The 21276-nt window shown below is 53.4% G+C and carries 15 protein-coding genes and 2 tRNA genes; 12 read left to right on the top strand and 5 right to left on the bottom strand.

Annotated features, from left to right (window positions below):
* The first annotated feature begins 27 nt into the window (after positions 1 to 27).
* From dnaN to DXB92_RS02015, 7 genes are all read left to right on the top strand, one after another.
* Complete coding sequence (dnaN, locus tag DXB92_RS02045; RefSeq protein WP_242986587.1) at positions 28 to 1134, top strand: DNA polymerase III subunit beta; 1107 nt, start codon at positions 28 to 30, stop codon at positions 1132 to 1134.
* A gap of 765 nt (positions 1135 to 1899) precedes the next feature.
* Positions 1900 to 2133, top strand: coding sequence for an RNA-binding S4 domain-containing protein (locus tag DXB92_RS02040; RefSeq protein ID WP_040648104.1), 234 nt, complete (start codon positions 1900 to 1902; stop codon positions 2131 to 2133).
* Positions 2130 to 3281, top strand: coding sequence for a DNA replication and repair protein RecF (gene recF / locus DXB92_RS02035; RefSeq protein ID WP_117732131.1), 1152 nt, complete (start codon positions 2130 to 2132; stop codon positions 3279 to 3281). Before DXB92_RS02040 ends, recF begins: the two co-directional genes overlap by 4 nt.
* Positions 3282 to 3450: 169 nt before the next feature.
* Positions 3451 to 5397 (top strand): DNA topoisomerase (ATP-hydrolyzing) subunit B, encoded by a 1947-nt coding sequence (gene gyrB, locus DXB92_RS02030; RefSeq protein ID WP_278277762.1) that lies wholly within the window; start codon positions 3451 to 3453, stop codon positions 5395 to 5397.
* Positions 5398 to 5409: 12 nt separating this feature from the next.
* Complete coding sequence (locus DXB92_RS02025) at positions 5410 to 5943, top strand: hypothetical protein (protein ID WP_117732130.1); 534 nt, start codon at positions 5410 to 5412, stop codon at positions 5941 to 5943.
* A 256-nt stretch (positions 5944 to 6199) separates the two neighbouring features.
* Positions 6200 to 8848 (top strand): DNA gyrase subunit A, encoded by a 2649-nt coding sequence (gene gyrA / locus DXB92_RS02020; RefSeq protein WP_117732477.1) that lies wholly within the window; start codon positions 6200 to 6202, stop codon positions 8846 to 8848.
* 130 nt (positions 8849 to 8978) lie between these two features.
* Entirely contained in the window at positions 8979 to 9824 is an 846-nt protein-coding gene (locus DXB92_RS02015) for a metallophosphoesterase (protein ID WP_021683080.1), read from the top strand.
* Here the strand turns inward: DXB92_RS02015 and DXB92_RS02010 are convergent.
* Positions 9800 to 10249, bottom strand: a complete 450-nt coding sequence (locus tag DXB92_RS02010; RefSeq protein ID WP_040648106.1) for a SpoVA/SpoVAEb family sporulation membrane protein — start codon at positions 10247 to 10249, stop codon at positions 9800 to 9802. The two genes, DXB92_RS02015 and DXB92_RS02010, sit on opposite strands and share 25 nt — an antisense overlap.
* A gap of 1075 nt (positions 10250 to 11324) precedes the next feature.
* On the opposite strand from DXB92_RS02010, the gene DXB92_RS02005 reads away from it, so the two are divergent.
* The 5 genes from DXB92_RS02005 (at position 11325) to tet(W) (ending at position 15764) form a co-directional block, all read left to right on the top strand.
* On the top strand, positions 11325 to 12350 hold the full coding sequence (locus DXB92_RS02005) for a stage V sporulation protein AD (protein ID WP_117732129.1): 1026 nt from the start codon (positions 11325 to 11327) through the stop codon (positions 12348 to 12350).
* Between the two features lie 21 nt (positions 12351 to 12371).
* Positions 12372 to 12725 carry a stage V sporulation protein AE gene (spoVAE, locus tag DXB92_RS02000; protein WP_040647268.1) on the top strand — a complete coding sequence of 118 codons (354 nt, stop codon included), beginning with the start codon at positions 12372 to 12374 and terminating at the stop codon, positions 12723 to 12725.
* Positions 12726 to 12917: 192 nt separating this feature from the next.
* Positions 12918 to 12994 (top strand) — tRNA-Met (locus DXB92_RS01995).
* Positions 12995 to 12997: 3 nt separating this feature from the next.
* Positions 12998 to 13072: transfer RNA gene (locus tag DXB92_RS01990), tRNA-Glu, on the top strand.
* 772 nt (positions 13073 to 13844) lie between these two features.
* Positions 13845 to 15764 carry a tetracycline resistance ribosomal protection protein Tet(W) gene (gene tet(W) / locus DXB92_RS01980; protein ID WP_000691721.1) on the top strand — a complete coding sequence of 640 codons (1920 nt, stop codon included), beginning with the start codon at positions 13845 to 13847 and terminating at the stop codon, positions 15762 to 15764.
* 285 nt (positions 15765 to 16049) lie between these two features.
* Here tet(W) and DXB92_RS01975 read toward each other — a convergent pair whose 3' ends face one another.
* From DXB92_RS01975 to DXB92_RS01960, 4 genes are all read right to left on the bottom strand, one after another.
* The gene (locus DXB92_RS01975; RefSeq protein ID WP_117732128.1) at positions 16050 to 17264 is read right to left on the bottom strand and encodes a 6-phosphofructokinase; all 1215 of its coding nucleotides are present in this window, start codon (positions 17262 to 17264) and stop codon (positions 16050 to 16052) included.
* 872 nt (positions 17265 to 18136) lie between these two features.
* Positions 18137 to 19645 carry an L-fucose/L-arabinose isomerase family protein gene (locus DXB92_RS01970; RefSeq protein WP_117732127.1) on the bottom strand — a complete coding sequence of 503 codons (1509 nt, stop codon included), beginning with the start codon at positions 19643 to 19645 and terminating at the stop codon, positions 18137 to 18139.
* Between the two features lie 210 nt (positions 19646 to 19855).
* Positions 19856 to 20173, bottom strand: coding sequence for a thioredoxin (gene trxA / locus DXB92_RS01965; protein WP_021682083.1), 318 nt, complete (start codon positions 20171 to 20173; stop codon positions 19856 to 19858).
* Positions 20174 to 20240: 67 nt separating this feature from the next.
* Positions 20241 to 20858: a sugar O-acetyltransferase gene (locus DXB92_RS01960; RefSeq protein WP_117732126.1), complete on the bottom strand. Its 618-nt coding sequence runs from the start codon at positions 20856 to 20858 to the stop codon at positions 20241 to 20243.
* Positions 20859 to 21276: the final 418 nt, after the last annotated feature.

Raw genomic sequence — 21276 nt, 5'->3', positions numbered from 1 at the left:
TTGGATCTGAATAAAGGAAGACGACCCATGATAAAATTTACTTGTGACCGACAAACATTCTATACTGCCATTACCCATGTGGCAAAGGGTGTTTCTCAAAAATCCACCATTCCGGCATTGGAACGCCTGAAGCTGCGGCTGGATCACGACAATCTGGAACTGACCGGCTATGATCTGGAATTCGGGATCCAGCGTAGCATTGAAGTCGAATCAGACTGCTCCGGCGAATTTGTGATCCTTCCCCGTCTGCTGAGTGAGGCTGTCCGCCGGTTCTCCGGCAATATAGTAACCATGGAAGTGGATGACAACTATGTGGTAAAACTGTTCTGTGATGCCACCGAGTTTCAGATCTCCGCCATGTCCTCTGAGGAATATCCGGCTCTGCCCAGTCTGGATCTGAACGTCGGCATGCAGATCGAACAGCCGGTATTGAATTCCATGATTCGCCAGACAAGTTATGCAACTTCTGTCAGCGAGGCAAAACCAGTGCTCACCGGCGAATTGTTTGAGGTGGAGGGTGATACCCTTCATGTGGCAGCCATTGACGGCTACCGGCTGGCAGTCCGGCAGGAACCCATTTCCAGTGCGGAGAATTACCGTTTTGTGGTTCCCAAACGGATGCTGCTGGAAGTGGCAAACATGCTCCACGATGACGCAGAGGAACTCTGCACCATTTCTGCGGACCGGCGGCATGTGGTATTCGAATTCAACGGCTATACGGTATTCTCCCGCCTGCTGGAGGGCGAGTTCCACAACTACCGCAGCAGCATTCCTGCCAGCTATGAAACTGAGATCACCGTGGACACCAGTGCCCTGACCCGTTGTCTGGAACGCTGCTCCCTGCTGATCAGCGGTAAGTACAACGCACCGGTTCGCTGCACGTTTGCCGACGGCAGTCTTGGCGTGTGGTGCAAGACCGGTATTGGTGAGATCAACGACAAAATTCCGGTGGAGATCAGCGGCAAAGATGTCACCATCGGCTTTGATAACCGTTTTCTGCTGGACGCTGTCCGTGCGGCAGACTGCGACAAGGTAAAAATCCAGCTGAGCGGCGGCAATCGCGTGGCAAAACTGGTTCCGCCGCAGGGCGAAAGCTTCATTTTCCTGCTGATGCCGATCCAGCTGCGGGGATAAGCGTGTCATACAGAATGTTTCACGTGAAACAAGGACAGTGCTGCTGAGGGGAAACCTTTTCTTAATGTGTTGGATTTTACGAAGAAATCTCTTGGAACGTGTAGGGGACGATGTCCACATCGCCTCGTGGACTTATCCGAGGACAGCAATTTTCTAGGGCAGCCGCATCGAAACCGTCCGGCGGAATTCGCTCGTTGCACTCGCTGTCCGCCTGGGGCTTGCCAACGCCGGTTGCCAATAGCTGCTCCTGATATGTTGGGCTTTATGGCAGAATCTCTTGGAACGTGTAGGGAGCGATGCCCACATCGCCCCGCGGACTTACCCGAGGACAGCAATTTTCTGGGGCAGCCGCATCGAAACCGTCCGGCGGAATTCGCTCGTTCCTCGCTGTCCGCCTGGGGTTTGCCAACGCCGCTAGTTGCCCTTGCCTGTATCGGTAATGTTAGTATTCAAGTGTTTTCTGGTGTAGGTGGTCAATGTTATTTTGTACGGCGTTTGCAAGCTTACAGTTACAAGCCTCCCCTGAAAGGGGAGGGGGACCAGCGAAGCTGGTGGAGGGGTTTGCCGCCACAGCAGCCAACCGGTTTCACAAAGAGTTACGCTTCTTTTTTTCTTTACTGAAAAGAAAAAAAGAAGCAAAAAAAGAAAAGAGCCCGCGTTTCACTTGTACTATGCGGCAATGCATCACCCGAAGATTACACATTATCCTCAGTGGAGAAACAAGCTGACCTGTCACCTGCTACTGGCAGGAAATAGGAGGTATATATGGCTGAAAATCAAGAACATATTTCTGTATCCATTCACACGGAATTCATTAAACTGGATTCCCTGCTGAAATTCGCAGGACTTTGCGATACCGGCGGATTTGCCAAGGAACTGGTGCAGCAGGGAGCCGTGAAAGTCAACGGCGAAGTCTGCACCATGCGTGGCAAGAAAATTCGCCCGGGGGATACGGTATCCGTCGATAAATTTACGGTACAGGTGACGGCAGAAGCATGAAACTGACTGCCCTGTCCGTGGACGGCTTCAAGAATCTCAAGGGGGTTTCCCTGATTCCCGATCCGTCCTATAATCTGATTCTGGGCGAAAATGCACAGGGTAAGACCAACCTGCTGGAGGCAATCTGGACACTCACCGGCTGCCGCAGCTTTCGCGGTACGCGGGAACGGGACTATCTCCCCTTTTCCGGCGGCAATTTGCAGGTCGAAGCGAAATTCCAGGATGCCCGACGGGAACAGTCTGTCCGGCTGTGCATGGTTTCCGGTACCGTACCGGAAAAAAAGATCTGGTGCAACGATGTTCCCCAGAAAAGCAGTGCCCTGTTTTCCGTGTTCCACTGCGTCACATTTACGCCGGAAGACCTCTCTCTCGTAGAGGGCGGTCCGGAACGGCGGCGGACGTTTCTGGACTTGTGCAGTGCCCAGCTGCACGCCCCTATGCTGGGGCTGGTGCGGCGGTATCAGCTGGCGTTGCAGCAGCGAAATGCTGTGCTGAAACAACGGCTGCCGGAGGCACAGGCGGCAGGACTTCTGGAGATCTGGGACAGACAGCTGGAACAGCTGGGCACCGAGATCGCCGTCCAGCGGGGCATCTACGTCCGGCGGCTGGCGGAAGTCTGCGTGCCGCTGTACGCCCAGATCGCACGGGGACGGGAAACCGTTTCCCTTCACTATCAGTCCAGCGTGTTCGGAAAAGACGCACAGGACACCCTGCCGGAAACGCGGACACCGGAACTGGTGCAGCAGTACGGCGAAAAAATGCGGCAGAGCCGCAGCTCCGACCTGCTGCTGGGACATACGGCAAGCGGGGCTCATCGGGATGACCTGCTCCTCGCCATTGACGGCAAGCCCGCAAAGGAATTCGGCTCGCAGGGGCAGAAAAAAAGTCTGGCTCTGGCTCTGAAGCTGGCACAGGCGGAGATCTACAGCAAACGCCGGAAAGAATCACCGGTGGTGCTGCTGGACGATGTCATGGGCGAACTGGACGAGGCTCGTCAGGCTGTGGTTTCCACCATTGTGCAGGAGATGCAGGTCTTTGTGACTACCTGTCACCCCGAATCCCTGCTTTCCCCAAAGAACGGCAAGCGGTTTTTGTTGAAAGACGGCATGCTGACCGGCGATGTGGAAAATCGTCCCGAAACTGCTTGAAATTCCGTTTTCCACAGACTGTTGAAAACGTTGTGGAAAACTTGTTTGAAGCTGTGAAAAAGGGAAATACACGGCGAATTTTTGTGGATTCCACAGAAGTCTGCCGTAAAAAGAAATCATTCGAAATCCAAACTACTCCCGCTTCGGCGGGAAATCGAGGGAATCAAATATGACAGAAGAAATGAAACAAAGTGCACAGAATTATACGGAGGATCAGATTCAGGTGCTGGAAGGTCTGGAGGCGGTTCGAAAGCGTCCGGGCATGTACATTGGATCGACTGGTCCCAAAGGACTGCACCACTTGGTCTACGAGATCGTAGACAACTCCATTGACGAGGCGTTGGCAGGATTCTGTACCGAAATTACTGTAGATATTCTGCCGGAAAATGTCATTCGCGTATCCGATAACGGACGCGGTATTCCGGTAGGCATTCACCCGAAAGAGGGCATCTCTGCGGCAACTGTCGTGTATACCATTCTCCATGCCGGCGGTAAGTTCGGCGGCGGCGGATATAAAGTTTCCGGCGGTCTGCACGGTGTCGGTGCGTCTGTCGTAAACGCCCTGTCGGAATGGCTGAAGCTGACCGTCAAGGACGGCAAACACGTGTATTTTCAGGAGTTCCACCGCGGCAGCTATGACGAACTGCTCCGTGTGATCGGGGACACCACCGAAACCGGTACCACCGTCGAGTTTAAGGCAGATGCAGAAATTTTCGAGGAAACTACTGAGTACGACTATGAAATTCTGCTGAAGCGGCTGCGGGAACAGGCGTTCCTGAATGCCGGTATCCGCATTGTCTTTTCCGACAAGCGGAACGAAGCAGAACCCCGCACGGAAGTGCTCCACTATGAGGGCGGTATCCGCCAGTTCGTGGAATATCTCCACCAGAAGCGTGGTCTGGAAGCTCTGTCGGAAGACGTGATCTACGTTTCCGGCATGGACGGCGACGCTTTCGCAGAAGTGGCTCTCCAGTACAACGACAGCTACAACGAGATGATCCTCTCGTTTGCCAATAACATTCACACCGCCGACGGCGGTACTCACGAGGTGGGCTTCAAGAATGCCCTGACCAAAGTCATCAACGAATACGGCAAAAAGTTCGGTCTGCTCAAGGACGGACAGAAGCTTCTGGGCGATGATGTGCGGGAAGGTCTGACGGCGATCGTTTCCGTCAAGCTGACCGAGTGCGAATTCGAGGGACAGACCAAGGGCCGTCTGGGCAATCCGGCAGTCAAGCCCTTCGTGGAGAAAATGGTCTTTGATAAGCTGATGAGCTACTTCGAGGAAAATCCCACCGTGGCACGGGCAATTTTCGACAAGAGCGTGTCCGCACAGGTGGCACGGGAAGCGGCTCGGAAGGCAAAGGAAACGGCACGCCGCAAGTCCGCCATGGAGAGTGCTTCTCTCCCCGGCAAGCTGGCAGACTGTCAGGAAAAGTCCACCGAGGGCACGGAACTGTATATCGTCGAGGGTGACTCTGCGGGCGGTTCCGCCAAGGAGGGACGTGACCGCCGCTATCAGGCGATCCTGCCGCTCTGGGGCAAGATGCTGAACGTGGAAAAGGCTCGTATCGACCGCGTTTACGGCAACGAAAAGCTGATGCCGGTCGTTACTGCACTGGGCACCTCCATCGGCGAGGACTTCGATATTCAGAAGCTGCGGTACGGCAAAGTCATCATCATGGCAGATGCCGATGTAGACGGTTCGCATATCCGCACCCTGCTGCTGACGTTCTTCTTCCGGTTCATGCGGCCGCTGATTACCAACGGCAACATCTATCTGGCACAGCCGCCGCTGTTCAAGGTGTTCAAGGGCAAGAAGTACAAGTACGCATTCGACGAAGCCGAACGGGACAAGTACATTGCGGAATTCGCCGATGTCGACGGCAGCACTGCCAAGGTCGGCGTACAGCGGTACAAAGGTCTGGGTGAAATGAGTTCCGAACAGCTGTGGGAAACCACCATGAATCCGGAAACCCGTTCCATGATCCGCGTGGACATGGAGGACGCAGAAAAGGCGGACGAAATTTTCACGATCCTCATGGGCGATAAGGTTGCTCCCCGTAAGGAGTTTATCGAGAAGAATGCACGCTATGTGCAGAATCTGGACGTATAAAGAGGAAATACCATGGAAAACACAACAACGCTGCCGGTATTCGACACCACTGCCCCGTATCACATCAAGCGGGAGTATTATCGGGACGGCTTCGCGGCATTTCAGAAAAAGTTTGTCATGAAACGCAACTATGTGATGATGGCACTGTTTTTCATTCTGCTGGTGTCGTTCGTGGTGTCGGCAGTGGCAGACCCCAGCAATAAGACGGCATACTTTCTCATGATGATCTGCCTTGCGGCGATCTTTATGCTGTGGTACAACCCGCGGAAACAGCGTCGCATGGTGCTGGACGCGGTGCAGGAACTGGAATTCGAACAGTTCACCGCCTGCAATGACGGCAAGGTGCTGCGGATCCGGATCCGGCAGGGCGAGGACGAAACCGAGCAGATCCCCGAATCCCGAATTTCCCTGGCGACTGCCTATGTGCAGGAGTTCGAGGAATTCTATCTGGTCTGCGACGGCAAGAAGATGTTCTACGTGCTGCCGAAATCAGCACTGGAGCAGTCCGCCGAAGCACTGCCGGAGCAGTCAGCAGAGGAAGCGTGACTGTTTCACGTGAAACATAAGGCAATGCTGTATGATTCGGCTCCCTTGAAAAGGGAGCTGGCAGTGCGAAGCACTGACTGAGGGATTGCTTTGCAGTAATGGCACAGGGACAATCTGTCCTTTGTCCGTTGCTATGTCACCAAAAGCAGCCTGTGTTTCACGTGAAACACAAACCCATACGACAAAACACCCCGAAAGGGAAAAGGCGGTTTTGCCGCCGTGATAGGAATATAGAATGATGGATAATAACACTTCAATGGAAAAAGAAAATTTCTTTACCAACGGAAAACAAAAAATTACCCCCATCGAAATTGGTCGGGAGATGCAGGACTCGTTCCTGCAATACGCCATGTCGGTCATCGTTGCCCGTGCCCTGCCGGACGTGCGGGACGGTCTGAAACCGGTACACCGGCGTATCCTCTACACCATGTTCGAAAAGGGACTGACACCGGATAAGGCGTACCACAAGTGTGCGGATACCGTCGGTGCCGTGCTGGGTAGCTATCACCCCCACGGTGACGCGTCGGTCTATGATGCACTGGTACGTCTGGCACAGAGTTTCTCAATGCGGTATATGCTGGTAGACGGTCAGGGTAACTTCGGTTCCGTAGACGGCGACCCGCCTGCTGCTTACCGTTATACCGAAGCCAGAATGTCCAAGATTGCCTTGGAAATGCTGACAGACATTCACAAGGAAACGGTGCCCTTTGTCCCCAACTATGACGACCGCCTGAAAGAACCGGAAGTGCTCCCCTCCCGTTTCCCGAACATTCTGGTAAACGGCTCTGTGGGTATCGCAGTCGGCATGGCGACCAATATCCCGCCCCATAATCTGGGCGAGGTCATTGACGGCATTCACATGCTGATGGAAAAACCGGACTGCACCATGGACGAACTGATGACCTGTGTACAGGGACCGGACTTCCCCACCGGCGGCATTCTCATGGGCAAAAGCGGTATCCGTGCGGCGTATGCCACCGGTAAGGGCAAGCTGACGCTCCGCGGACAGACCCATTTCGAAAAGGTTCGCGGACGGCAGGCGATCATCGTGACGGAAATTCCGTACATGGTGAACAAGGCCCGTCTGGTGAAGTCCATTGCCGATCTGGCAAAGGATAAGCGGATCGAGGGCATTTCCCACATTCAGGACGAATCCAGCCGTGAGGGCATGCGGATCGTTATCGAACTGAAAAAAGATGCCAATGAGCAGATCGTGCTGAACAAGCTGTTCACCTATACCCAGTTGCAGGATACCGTCAGCGTCAATATGCTGGCGTTGGTGGGCGGTGAGCCCAAGACTTTGAGCCTGAAGCAGGTGCTGGAGGAATACCTGAAATTTCAGGTGGAAGTCATCACCAACCGTTCCAAGTTCGATCTGGAAAAGGCAAAGAAGCGTGCCCATATCCTCCAGGGCTTCCTGCTGGCAATCGACTATATCGACGAAGTCATTGCCATTCTGCGGGACAGCAAGACCGTTCCGGAAGGTAAGGCTCGCCTGATCGAGCGTTTCAAGGACGTGGATATGTCGGCTCTCCTCGACCGTGCACAATACGATATGGAGGGCTACCAGCTGGAACACAAGCAGGGGCTGACCGAGGAGCAGGCAGAGGCAATTGTACAGATGCGTCTGGGACAGCTGACCGGCATGGAACGGCAGAAAGTCACCGACGAACTGTATGCCCTGATCCAGAAGATCACCGACCTGCTGGACATTCTGGCAAATCGGGAACGGGTATATCAGATCATCATGGACGACCTCAACGAGATTCGCCGGAAGTTCGGCGATGCCCGCCGCACACAGATCGAAACAGTCGAGGGCGAAGTGGACATCGAGGATCTGATTCCGGTGGAGGACTGCGTAGTCACCTATACCGAGAACGGCTATATTAAGCGAATTCCTGCCGATGTGTATAAGAGCCAGCGGCGTGGCGGCCGCGGTGTCACCGGCATGAAACAGCGGGAGGAGGACTTCGTCAGCGAACTGATGATTAGTTCTTCCCACTCCCATATCCTGTTTATCAGCAATCTGGGAACTATGTACAAGCTGAAGTGCTATGAACTGCCGGAGGGTTCCAAGAATGCCCGCGGCACCAATATCGTGAACCTGCTGCCTCTGAACGCCGGAGAAAAGATCGCCGCAGTACTCACTACGCCGGACTTCAACGAGGGCAAGTATGTGGTCATGATTACCCGCAATGGTAAGATCAAGCGGACAGCACTGTCTGACTATAAGAACGTGCGGAAGAACGGCTTGATCGCCATTGGTCTGGACGAGGGCGACGAGATCGCCGCAGTGCGTCTGACCAACGGCTCCAACCGGCTGTTTGTTGCCACCCGCAACGGTATGGCAATTCGCATTGACGAAAGCGATGTCCGTCCCATGTCCCGTTCGGCACACGGTGTCAAGGCGATCACCCTGCGAAAGGGCGATGCCGTGGTATCTATGGCAAGAGAGCGTGAGGGTGCTTCCCTGCTGACTGTGACGGAAAACGGCTTCGGCAAAAAGACCGCCCTGTCAGAATACCGTATGCAGTCCCGCGGCGGTCTGGGACTTACCAACTACAAGGTGGACGAGGAACACGGTGCAGTCTGCGGCATTAAGGTTGTAGACGAAAGCGACGACCTGATGTTCATCTCCAGTGACGGCGTTATCATTCGTGTGGCATGCAGCGAGATTCGTGCCATGGGACGTGTTGCCAAGGGTGTGCGTGTCATGCGTGTCAACGAGGGACAAAAGGTAGTTGCTTTTACCCGTACCGAAGCGGCACAGGACGAGGACGATGCAGAGAGCCTTCAGGACGGCTCTGAACAGCCTGTTGTAACAGACGAGGCAATTCCTGCACGAGAGGCAGAAACCCCGTCAGAGGGCATCACAGACAGTTCTACAGACGAATCTGCGGAATGATCGGTGATGTACGACAACCGACAATAAAGAAACCAGCAGCGGCGGAATTTCTGCCGCTGTTGTTGTATGCGGCAGCAGGTCAGTCCGCCGTATGTTTCACGTGAAACAAACCACTTAAAAGAGGTGTACCATGATATTCTGGATTCTTTTCCTGCTGCTGATTCTGCTGGGCATCTGGTTCTGCATTGAGCAGCATGTTCTGCGGGTGCGGAAACAAACGCTCTCGCTGGAACATCTCCCTGCCGGCTGGGACGGCGTTTCCCTGCTGCAAATCACCGACCTGCACCACCGGCAAATGGGCAGGGGCAACTGCCGCATCATTCGGCAGGCACAGCAATTACAGCCGGACGTGATCGTCCTCACCGGTGACATGATTTCGCGGGATATGCGGGACTTTCACGAAATCTCGTCATTTTTGCAGGCACTTTCGAAAATAAGCCCCACCTATCTCTGCACGGGAAATCACGAACTGGACTTGCCGCCGGAGGTGCAGCAGGAGTTCTGGGCAATGGCGGAGCAGGCAGGCTGTCACCCGCTGCGAAATGAAACGGTTCCGCTGGAAAAGTCCGGCTGTCCCCCGCTGTATCTGGCGGGAGCCGAATTGGCGTATGGGATCTATCGGGACGACAACCGTGGATTCCGGCACTTGCAGCCCTATACGGCGGACGACCTGACACAGGCTCTGGGCACACGGCAGGGCTGCACGGTGCTGCTGGCACATAATCCCCTGCTGCTGGACAGCTACGCCGGCTGGGGTGCAGATGTGGTGTTGTCCGGACACGTCCACGGCGGCATGGTGCGGCTGCCCTTTGTGGGCGGCGTGCTGTCGCCGGAGCGAAGATTTTTTCCGAAATATGACAAGGGGCTGTACGAGAAAGGCGGCACAAAGCTGTATGTATCCGGCGGCATCGGCAAGCCGCGGCTGTTCAACCCGCCGGAGATCAACATGATCTATCTGAACAGCGTCCAGAAATAATAGATCAGCCCGTACACCATGGAAGCGGAAGTGCCGTAGAGAATGACCGGCCCCGCAATGGCAAAAATGCGGGTGCCAATGCCGAGGACCCAGCCCTCTGTGCGTGCCTCAATGGCAGAGGAAACCACACCGTTTGCAAAGCCGGTAATGGGCACCAGCGTGCCGGCTCCGGCGTGTTTGCCCAGCTTGGCGTACCAGCCCAGACCGGTGCAGACTGCACTGACTGCCACCAGCCCGATAGAGATCCACGCGGCAGCTGTTTTCTGCTCCACGCCGCAGAATTCCGTCAGAATATGGATACCGGCTTCGCCGATCGTACAGATCAGACCGCCTGTCAGAAATGCAAGAGGAATGTTTTTCCACGACTTGGATTTCGGGGCGGTCTGATTTTGCATGGTTTGATAGAGTTCACGACTGATTTTCATGAGAAGCCCTCCTTTTTCCGGAGTATGTGCAGTTTTGGTGCAGTTATGCGTGAAATTTTTGCTTGGGAATGTGTAAAGGGCGATGCCCGTATCACTCCGCAGAATTACAACAGCAGATTTGCTTATAAGCCTCCCCTGAAAGGGGTGACTCCCCACGGGGTGGGGAGATGCCCGCAGGGCAGAGGGGACCGCTCAGTACGAGGGGGACCAGCAAAGCTGGTGGAGGGGTTCCTACGTGAAATGTAACTTCTAGTGTTGCCATGTCAAAACCGTCCGGCGGAATTCGCTCGTTCCTCGCTGTCCGCCTGGGGCGTGCCAACGCCGATAGTTGCCCTTGCCTGTATCGGTAATGTTGATATTTAGGTGCTTTCTTGTGCAGGTGGGTAACTTTATTTGATGCGGCGTTTGCAAGCAGTATATAAGCCTCCCTTGAAAAGGGAGGGGGACCAGCGAAGCTGGTGGAGGGATTTCCCGCTACAGCAGCCAACTAATTTCACAAGGAGTTACGCTTCTTTTTTTCTTTACTGAAAAGAAAAAAAGAAGCAAAAAAAGAAAAGAGTTCGCGTTCCACCTGTACTGTAAGATTCCAATATCGCCCGAAGATTACACAAGAAACTGTCACAATAGATTCTCATCAACAAAACTCCCCCGGCGGGGCATACAGGCGGCTGCCGCCGCCGTAACATTACCCTTTTTACACTTGAAACTGGGGCGTAAGGTCAGCGGCGACCCGCCGCTTTCTTTACTGAAAAGAAAAAAAGAAGCAAAAAAAGAAAAAAGAAAAGAGTTCGCCTACCATTGTACTGTACGGCAATGATTCACACGAAGATTACACAAAAAACTTTTTTCCTCATAGATTCTCATCAGCAAAAATCCCCCGGCGGGGCATACAGGCGGCTGCTGCCGCCGTAACACTACCCTTTTCACAGTTGAAATTGGGGCGTAAGGTCAGCGGCGGCTTGCTATCCTTGGGCAAGTCTGCCGTCGCCACTTCCGCTGGGCGACGGGCTGACCCGCCGCCTATGCTTTGCATAATTCCCCGAAACCAACACATACTATCCGCGAGGTGATTCGAATGGTACGCAATTTATCCCGCGGCGTATTCCAATACGCCCAGCCGCCCCGCATCATCAGCTACGCCAGCACCGTCGGACAAAAAGAGGGCGATGGTCCTTTCGGTGCCTGCTTCGACTGCGTGGAGCCGGACGCTCATTTCGGACAGGACACATGGGAACAGGCGGAAAGCGTGATGCAGCGGCGAACCGTCCAGCTGGCACTGGATAAGTGCGGCTTACAGGACAGCGACCTCTCCTGCATCTGTGCCGGCGACCTGATGAACCAGTGCATCGGCTCTACCTACGGCATGCGTCCGCTGGAGATCCCCCTGCTGGGCATTTACGGAGCCTGCTCCACCATGGCGGAGGGGCTGCTGCTGGCATCGTTTCTGGCAGCCGGCGGCGTAGGCGAGTACACTGCCGCCGTGACATCTTCCCACTTCTCCACCGCAGAACGCCAGTTCCGGTTTCCCCTGTCCTACGGCGGGCAGCGTCCGCCTACAGCACAGTGGACATGCACCGGCTCCGGAGCCGTGATCCTACAGCAGCCCGACGGCATACCAGACGGCGTGTGTGTCACCGGCGGCTGTATTGGCACCATGGTAGATCTGGGCGTGACAGATGCCAACCACATGGGAGCAGCAATGGCTCCTGCGGCAGCAGATACCCTTGTCCGGTACTTCAAAGGCACCAACACAGCACCGGACACGTATGACGCCATTGTCACCGGCGATCTGGGGCTGATCGGCAGCGAGCTGCTCTGTGATCTGGTGATGAAGCAGGGTTATGATATTTCTGCGGTGCATCGGGACTGCGGTGCAATGCTGTACGATCCGAAAACGCAGGACACTCACGCTGGCGGCTCTGGCTGCGGGTGCAGTGCCAGCATGCTGTGCGGGCACTTTCTGCCGGCTCTGCAAACCGGAGCCATGAAGCAGATCCTGTTTGCGGCAACCGGTGCCCTGATGTCCCCTACTGCTTCTCAGCAGGGCGAGAGCATTCCGGGCATTTCGCATTTGGTAGAACTGACACTTCTGCGGCGATGAATAGGAGGAACAACAATGGCAATGGATCTATTCTGGGCATTTCTGGTTGGCGGTGCACTCTGTGCCGTGGGGCAGGTGCTGATCGACTACACCAAGCTGACACCGGCACGAATCCTCACGGCGTATGTGGTTGCCGGTGTGGCACTGTCGGCAGTAGGCATCTACCCGAAACTGGTGGAACTGGCAGGCGGCGGTGCCAGCGTGCCGCTGACGGGCTTCGGGAACCTGTTGGCAGAGGGCGTGCGGGAATCCGTGGACGAAAAGGGACTGCTGGGCATCTTCATGGGCGGTCTGACTGCATCTTCCGCCGGCATCACTGCGGCAATGGTGTTCGGTGTCGTCTGTGCCGCAATTTTTCGCCCGAAGCAAAAATAGGTCTTTTTTCAGCGAAACAGCCTCGGAATTTATGCAACATGCTGTAGAATTAATTTTGATTTTGTTGTACAGTTGTATAAATTGCCGTTTTTCAAAAAAGTGCTTGACATTTCTCCGAAAATGTAGTATACTATCATAGTCGCAGGAATTCAGGAGTAAACAAAAAGCACTGAACGAAACCTGTTTCGATGTGGCGGCATAGCTCAGTTGGCTAGAGTACTCGGTTCATACCCGATTGGTCGCTGGTTCGAATCCTGCTGCCGCTACCATATGGCCCGTTGGTCAAGAGGTTAAGACGCCGCCCTTTCACGGCGGAATCATGGGTTCAATTCCCGTACGGGTCACCAACGCAGAAAAGAGCAAATCACGAAATATGGTTTACTCTTTTTTTATGGTGCAGGTGGTCAACTTTATTTGATACGGCGTTTGCAAATCTGCTGTTATAAGCCTCCCCTGAATGCTCATGTACGGTAAAGAAGCAAGCAACCGAAAACAATAGATAGACCGCCAGCACTACACTATTCCGAACCAAAGACCAAAAGATAAGCATTTTGAGAAAATCTAAACTTTTGGATTTTCCTACAATGCCGATTACGGCGGAATCCCTCCCACTCCTTATATATTTCTTTCTGTATACATTGAATTTGTATTTAGTAAAATGCAGACAACACCACGGATCGGCTTTTGGCTGGACAATTCCAACCAAACACCGCAGCAGACAGTAGAAACCATTCTGAACGTTAGGAAGCCGGTATGATTGTTACATATAAGGGGAAGAAAAATTTCTTTTAGATACTTGTTTTCCTAAAACTGATGTGATATAATAATTCAATTCCAGAAAAGGAGTAAAAAATATGCGGCAAGGTATTCTTAAATAAAACTATAATCAAATAGTGGGAACAAAGGATTATGATAGTCCCTTTTGTAGGGGCTTAGTTTTTTGTACCCAATTTAAGAATACTTTTGCCTTATCAATTTTGACATATCCCCAAAAACAGCACTCACAAACAGGTGTATGCTGTATATGTGTATGTCCGCAAATTATCATCCCCAGTGGTAAAAGTATTTTACTGCTGGGGATTTTTATGCCCTTCGGGGCAGTAAAGGGAGGACAATCACATGAAAATAATCAATATTGGAATTCTTGCCCATGTAGACGCTGGAAAGACGACCTTGACGGAGAGCCTGCTATATGCCAGCGGAGCCATTTCAGAACCGGGGAGCGTCGAAAAAGGGACAACGAGGACGGACACCATGTTTTTGGAGCGGCAGCGTGGGATTACCATTCAAGCGGCAGTCACTTCCTTCCAGTGGCACAGATGTAAAGTCAACATTGTGGATACGCCCGGCCACATGGATTTTTTGGCGGAGGTGTACCGCTCTTTGGCTGTTTTAGATGGGGCCATCTTGGTGATCTCCGCTAAAGATGGCGTGCAGGCCCAGACCCGTATTCTGTTCCATGCCCTGCGGAAAATGAACATTCCCACCGTTATCTTTATCAACAAGATCGACCAGGCTGGCGTTGATTTGCAGAGCGTGGTTCAGTCTGTTCGGGATAAGCTCTCCGCCGATATTATCATCAAGCAGACGGTGTCGCTGTCCCCGGAAATAGTCCTGGAGGAAAATACCGACATAGAAGCATGGGATGCGGTCATCGAAAATAACGATAAATTATTGGAAAAGTATATCGCAGGAGAACCAATCAGCCGGGAAAAACTTGTGCGGGAGGAACAGCGGCGGGTTCAAGACGCCTCCCTGTTCCCGGTCTATTATGGCAGCGCCAAAAAGGGCCTTGGCATTCAACCGTTGATGGATGCGGTGACAGGGCTGTTCCAACCGATTGGGGAACAGGGGAGCGCCGCCCTATGCGGCAGCGTTTTCAAGGTGGAGTATACAGATTGCGGCCAGCGGCGTGTCTATCTACGGCTATACAGCGGAACGCTGCGCCTGCGGGATACGGTGGCCCTGGCCGGGAGAGAAAAGCTGAAAATCACAGAGATGCGTATTCCATCCAAAGGGGAAATTGTTCGGACAGACACCGCTTATCCGGGTGAAATTGTTATCCTTCCCAGCGACAGCGTGAGGTTAAACGATGTATTAGGGGACCCAACCCGGCTCCCTCGTAAAAGGTGGCGTGAGGACCCCCTCCCCATGCTGCGGACGTCGATTGCGCCGAAAACGGCAGCGCAAAGAGAACGGCTGCTGGACGCTCTTACGCAACTTGCGGATACTGACCCGCTTTTGCGCTGCGAGGTGGATTCCATCACCCATGAGATCATTCTTTCTTTTTTGGGCCGGGTGCAGTTGGAGGTTGTTTCCGCTTTGCTGTCGGAAAAATACAAGCTTGAAACAGTGGTAAAGGAACCCACCGTCATTTATATGGAGCGGCCGCTCAAAGCAGCCAGCCACACCATCCATATCGAGGTGCCGCCCAACCCGTTTTGGGCATCCATCGGACTGTCTGTTACACCACTCCCGCTTGGCTCCGGTGTACAATACGAGAGCCGGGTTTCGCTGGGATACTTGAACCAGAGTTTTCAAAACGCTGTCAGGGATGGTATCCGTTACGGGCTGGAGCAGGGCTTGTTCGGCTGGAACGTAACGGACTGTAAGATTTGCTTTGAATACGGGCTTTATTACAGTCCGGTCAGCACGCCGGCGGACTTCCGCTCATTGGCCCCGATTGTATTGGAACAGGCATTGAAGGAATCAGGGACGCAACTGCTGGAACCTTATCTCTCCTTCACCCTCTATGCGCCCCGGGAATATCTTTCCAGGGCTTATCATGATGCACCGAAATACTGTGCCACCATCGAAACGGTCCAGGTAAAAAAGGATGAAGTTGTCTTTACTGGCGAGATTCCCGCCCGCTGTATACAGGCATACCGTACTGATCTGGCCTTTTACACCAACGGGCAGAGCGTATGCCTTACAGAACTGAAAGGGTATCAGGCCGCTGTCGGCAAGCCAGTCATCCAGCCCCGCCGTCCAAACAGCCGCCTGGACAAGGTGCGCTATATGTTTCAGAAGATAATGTAACGTCTTGCGCAATGCAAGCGTTCATTGCTGGCTATTGCGAAATATCATTGATAAAATCAGTATCAGAGAGAAAATTGAAAAGCGGGAGGAAGCGTGGGAGAACATGAGCCAGGCAGAGCAGAGTGCCTGGTATCAGAAGTATCAGAACAGAACAGAAAAATCAGATGATACCGATGCAGCAAAGGATTGATGTATTGTTTCCGTAATATCAAAAACCGCGGCAGTGTTTCACGTGAAACACTGCCGCGGTTTTGCCCTTATACGATTCGCCTGAAAAAATTACGCTTACTTCAACACGGACTCCTGCATGGTGAAGTGTACCGGAATGCCGCCCCGCATTACCAGATCCAGCTCGCCCTGGATCAGCGGCAGGAAGTATGCCATTGCTTCGTCACTGATGTTGTTTCCTGCCGGCGTGAGGAACTCTCTGGGCAGGAACTTTTCCCGATTGGCGATCTGGGACGCGTCTGCCGGCTCCATAGTAATGGTATAGGGCTTGTTGTGAATCCGGCGGAAGATCATGACCCGTCCGGTTTCGCCGCGGAGGGCAGTCTGCACGCCGGCTGCACCGATCTGTTCCGCCTCGTCAATGTCCGTCTTGGAACTCAGGTGAGAGGAGCAACGCTGCATGACGTTCAGCTCTACCGAACGCACCTTACAGCCAAACGTATCCCGCACCAGCTGTTCCAGATACTTGCCGATACCGGACAGATACTTGTGTCCAAAGTTGTCCACCAGACCGGACTGTACCCCCTCCGGCACGGAAACACCCTCGGAAACTGCCACGATCACCGCCTTATGCTTTGCCATTTCCTGCTCCACGTCGTGGAGAAAACGCTCAGCAGAGAAGTGGGTTTCCGGCACGTAGACCAGATGCGGAGCCGGTTCGCCGTAGGCGTGGAGCACAGCACTGGAAGCAGTGAGCCAGCCCGCATGCCGTCCCATGATCTCGACGATCGTTACAGAGGGAATACTGTATACAGAGCTGTCGCGGATGATCTCCTGCATAGTAGTGGCAACATATTTTGCCGCAGAGCCGAAGCCGGGAGTGTGGTCGGTAATGCACAAATCGTTATCGATCGTCTTGGGAATGCCAATGACTTTTACGTCCAGATCGATTTCCTTGAAATAGGTGGAAAGTTTCTGTACGGTGTCCATAGAATCGTTCCCGCCGATGTAGAAAAACGCACCGATCTTGCGGCGTTTCAGCACAGCTGCAATCTTTTCGTAGACACTGCTGTCCTCGTGAAAATCCGGCAGTTTATACCGGCAGGAACCCAGCACGGTGGAAGGGGTCTGCCGGAGCAGTTCCATATCTTCATTGGTGCGGATCATGGTTTTCAGATCAATGAGGTGATCCTGAATAATGCCCTCTACGCCGTTGACAGAGCCAAAAATTGCATCAATTGCAGGTTCCTTGAGGGATTCCCGAAAAACGCCTACCAGCGAAGCGTTAATGGCACAGGTCGGTCCGCCGGACTGGGCAACAGCAATATTCATACAAAAATCTCCTTTTTTGCAGCAAAGTAATTTTTTAGGCAACACCGCACAAAGCTTGTGCGGTGTTGCCTTTATCCGGAAAATGCTCCCGAAAAAACGCTTTCTTCTATTGTACCCCATTTCAGCGGGGTTGTCAATATTTTACCGCAACTTTGCAGAATCTGTGACTTTGACCACTGTGTCCCGAAGAAAATTGCAGCTACAAACCTGCCCATAAGGGAAACAGAAAAGCTGGTAAAGGAGCTCTATATCGAACTCTTTCACCAGCTTTAAGGCAATACCGCACAAAGCTTTGTGCGGTATTGCCTTAATTATATCAGCTTATAGCCTCCCCTGAAATCGGTGCCCGCATCTCCCCGCAGGCTTGCCCGAGGACAGCGATTTTCTAGGGCAGTCGCGTCGAAACCGTCCGGCGGAATTCGCTCGTACCTCGCTGTCCGCCTGGGGCTCGCCAACGCCGCTAGTTGCCCTTGCCTGTATTTGCAGTGTTGTTTTTCTAAGGCGTTACTTGTGCAAACGGTCAACTTTATTTGATACGGCGTTTGCAAGCTTGTGTATAAGGCTCCCCTTTAGGGCACCCGAAGGGCGTGCCTTGTGCTGAGCTGGAAAGCCGTAGGTTCCCCGCTACATCAGCCAACCGGTTTCACAAGGAGTTACGCTTCTTTTTTTCTTTACTGAAAAGAAAAAAAGAAGCAAAAAAAGAAAAGAGTTCGCGTTGCACTTGTACTACATGGCAACAAACCACCCGAAGATTACACATCAACAAAACTCCCCCGGCGGGGCGAACAGGCGGCTGCCGCCGCCGTAACACTACCCTTTTCACAGTTGAAATTGGGGCGTAAGGTCAGCGGCGACCCGCCGCGGGCGTAGGGTCAGTGGCGACCCGCCGCCGCCGTCGTCGCGAACGGGTTCTCTGTGGGGTAGCGTATGCCCTTGGGCTGGTTGTAGCCGATCTCTCCTGCGTCTACGCCTAAGTACTTGAATACCTCGTAGATCGCCTTGCCGTAGTGCCCGAATGCTACCGCACCGTGGTGCGGGAAGTGGTGCTCTACCAGTACGTGCCGATAAAACCGTGCCATTTCCGGAATCGCAAAAATGCCGATGGAACCAAAAGAATGTGTCGCTGCCGGCAGTACCTCTCCCTCTGCTACGTAAGCATTCAGCTTCGCATCAGAGGTGGACTGGAGCCGGAAGAATGTCACATCGCCCGGCAGAATGTCGCCCTCCAGTGTGCCCTGTGTCACTTCCTCCGGCAGGCTCCGTGCCATGATCAGCTGGTATTTCATTTCGCAGAACGCCAGCTTCTTGGTGGTGGTGTTGCCGCAGTGGAATCCCATAAAGGTGTCCGTCAGACGGTACGGGAACTTTCCTGCAATTTCCTTTTCATACAAGTCTGCCGGCACTGTGTTGTTGATGTCCAGCAGGGTGACAGCGTCCTCGCTGACCACCGTGCCGATGAATTCGCTGAGTGCTCCGTAGATGTCCACTTCGCAGGAAACCGGAATCCCTCTGCCGGTCAGACGGCTGTTCACATAACAGGGCACAAATCCAAACTGGGTCTGGAATGCCGGCCAGCACTTCCCTGCAATGGCAACGAATTCCCGATAGCCTTTGTGTTCCTCGATCCAGTCCAGCAGCGTCAGTTCGTACTGTGCCAGCTTCGGCAGAATGTCCGGCTTCTTGTTGCCGTCACCCAACTCTGCCGCCATGTCTGCCGCAACTTCCGGAATCCGCGGGTCGTTTTCGTGCTTGTGGAACGCTTCAAACAGATCCAGTTCGGAGTTTTCTTCGATTTCCACGCCCAGATTGTACAGCTGCTGAATGGGTGCATTACATGCCAGAAAGTTCAGCGGACGGGGGCCAAAGGAAATGATCTTCAGGTGGTTCAGCCCGTAGACCGCCCGTGCAATGGGCAGGAAATCGTGGATCATGTCCGCACACTCTGCGGCAGTTCCTACCGGATACTCCGGAATGTACGCTTTCACGCCACGCAGCTTCAGATTGTAGCTGGCGTTGAGCATGCCGCAGTACGCATCACCGCGGCTGGAAGAAAGCACGCCGGTGTTTTCCTCGGCAGCGGCACAGAACATCTTCGGACCGTCAAAGTGCTTTGCCAGCAGCGTTTCGGCAATTTCCGGACCGAAGTTCCCCAGATAAACGCACAGGGCATTGCAGCCGGCTTTTTTCAGGTCGTCCAGAGCCTGTACCATGTGGATCTCGCTCTCCACGATACAGACAGGACATTCGTAGATATCTTCTGCGTTGTACTTTTGCGTATAGGCATTGACCAGAGCCTTGCGGCGGTTCACGGACAGACTTTCCGGAAAGCAGTCACGGCTGACTGCAACGATGCCGACTTTCATTTTCGGAATATTGATCATAAGGCAGTTCCCTTCCTGCACCTGCGGTGCGTTTGATTTGTAACTATCATAGCATAACGATTGTCGGATTACTAGCAAAAACGTACATTTTCTGATGGAAATCATATCAGAATCGTATATTTCGTGGACTTTTGCCGCATCTTCGCAAAAAAAGCCGCTGCCCCGTGAAACTGACAGGACAGCGGCTTTGTTTTTTTGGAATATGTGGGATCATTCTACAGCTTCCAGCATGTCCAGAATCGCAGACTTCGGCTGTGCACCCACGGCATGCTTTACCAGCTTTCCGCCGGAGATCACCACCAGCGTGGGAATACTGGACACACCGAAAGACTGTGCCAGTTCCATTTGTTCGTCCACATTCACCTTGCAGACCTTGATGTCACTGCGTTCGCCGGCGATCTCGTCCACGATCGGCGAAACCATCTGGCACGGACCGCACCAGTCTGCATAGAAGTCGATCAGCACCGGCTTGTCCGCCTGCATCACTTCTGCCTGAAAATTTTCCTTTGTCAATCGAATCACTGCCATATGAATCGTCCTTTCTGTGTGAAGTGCGGGAGATTTTCCAATTATAATATTGGCATGCAGGCGGGCTTTATGCAGTGATTCCTTTATACTGCACGCTGTCCTTTTCCGTAATTTCCCGCAGCACACGGCAGGGGTTGCCCACTGCCAGCGAATGGGGCGGAATGTCTTTGGTCACCACGCTGCCTGCACCGATCACGCAGCCCTCACCAATGGTCACGCCGCCGCAGACGGTGACATTGCTGCCGAACCAGCAGTTGCTGCCCACGGTAATGGGCTTGCCGTATTCCAGATCGTAGTAGGAGCCGTCCGGACGCTGTTTCAGGTTGCGTTCTTCCGGCAGCAGGGCATGCATAGGAGAAACGAACGAGCAGTTCGGGCCAATGAACACGTCATCGCCGAAAGTCACCGGACACACGTCCAGAACGACCAGGTTGAAGTTGGCGTAGCAGCGTTTGCCGAAGCGGGTATAGCAGCCGTAGTCAAATTGCAGCGGCCCTTGCAGAAATGTGTCCTCTCCGCAATCGGGCAGCAGCTGTGCCAGAATGGCTTTGCGTTTTTCGGCATCGGTTTCCAGTGTGTTGTTGTATTCCATGGAAAGCCGGTGAGCCAGCAGCCGGCGGGTATCCAGTTTGGGGTCGCTGGGGTCATAGAGTTTTCCGGCAAGCATTTTTTCTTCTTCCGTCATGATCAGATTCCTCCGTTCTGTGAGAGCGTATTGAGTTGCTATCTTTATCATAGCGGATTTTGCAGAAAAAATCAAGTACAAATTCTATAGGAACTTGCATTATTTCTATTCTGCGGCGTGCGGCGGGTCGCCGCTGACCTTACGCCCCAATTTCAAGAGTAAAAAGGGTAGTGTTACGGCGGCGGCAGCCGCCTGTTTGCCCCGCTGGGGGAGTTTTGTTGGTGGAAAAAAGCCTCCCCTGAAAGGGGAGGGGGACCGCCGTTAGGCGGTGGAGGGGTTCCCACATAAATATAAAAGATTTTGCATAAGCGGAAAATTCTCTGTATAATCTTCGTGTGATGCATTTGTAATGTAGTACAAGTGCAATTGAACTGACCCCAAAAAGTTAGACAAAGATTCAAAAGAAAATCTATGCAAA

The sequence above is a fragment of the Ruminococcus sp. OM06-36AC genome, from assembly GCF_003438725.1.
In the GTDB taxonomy this organism is placed as follows: Bacteria; Bacillota; Clostridia; order Oscillospirales; family Ruminococcaceae; genus Ruminococcus_C; species Ruminococcus_C callidus.
The sequence above is the reverse complement of the archived record's forward strand: the minus strand, read 5'-3'. Positions and strand labels throughout refer to the sequence as shown.